Source organism: Alishewanella sp. WH16-1, from assembly GCF_001441695.1.
GTDB classification, from domain to species: domain Bacteria; phylum Pseudomonadota; class Gammaproteobacteria; order Enterobacterales; family Alteromonadaceae; genus Alishewanella; species Alishewanella agri.
The window spans coordinates 1-437 of the sequence record NZ_LCWL01000043.1 but is presented as its reverse complement, the minus strand read 5'-3'; the positions used below and the strand labels follow the sequence as shown (position 1 = coordinate 437).

At 43.2% G+C, this 437-nt stretch carries 1 protein-coding gene; it reads right to left on the bottom strand.

Features of this window, described 5'->3' with window-relative positions; all coding sequences use genetic code 11:
* Window positions 1–375 (bottom strand): helix-turn-helix domain-containing protein (locus AAY72_RS04750; RefSeq protein ID WP_057785789.1); only part of this gene is annotated, 375 nt, incomplete at its 3' end.
* Window positions 376–437: the final 62 nt, after the last annotated feature.

The window sequence follows — 437 nt, the reverse complement described above, 5'->3', positions numbered from 1 at the left end:
TTTATAAATAGCGTTGTGGTGATAGTTCACACCAAATTCGGTTTTGATGTAATTCAGGATTTTTTCACCGGTAAGCCTGCCGCCTTGCTCATTCTGGCTTTGCGTCTCAATAAAGTGACCTAATTGCATTTGTTGTTTAACCGTCAAAAAAGGCGTCCTGCCTTTTGCTTTGCGTGCTTCTAATCCATCAAGGCCCGCTTCAAGGTATTGAGTCACCCATTTATTGACGCTGGTGCGGCTGATATTGAGTTGATTGGCAACCTGTGTGCGATTCTTACATTCAAGAAACTGTGAGAGCGCGAGCAAACGCATACGCTTGCGGGCATTTTTTTCGGCTCGAGAGAGCTTGAGTAAGTCTTCAGAGGTATGCTTCATAGTCTTAGTTGGTTAATGAACATCGCTGCGTAATTAGATCATAAAACAAGGTGGAATGGTAT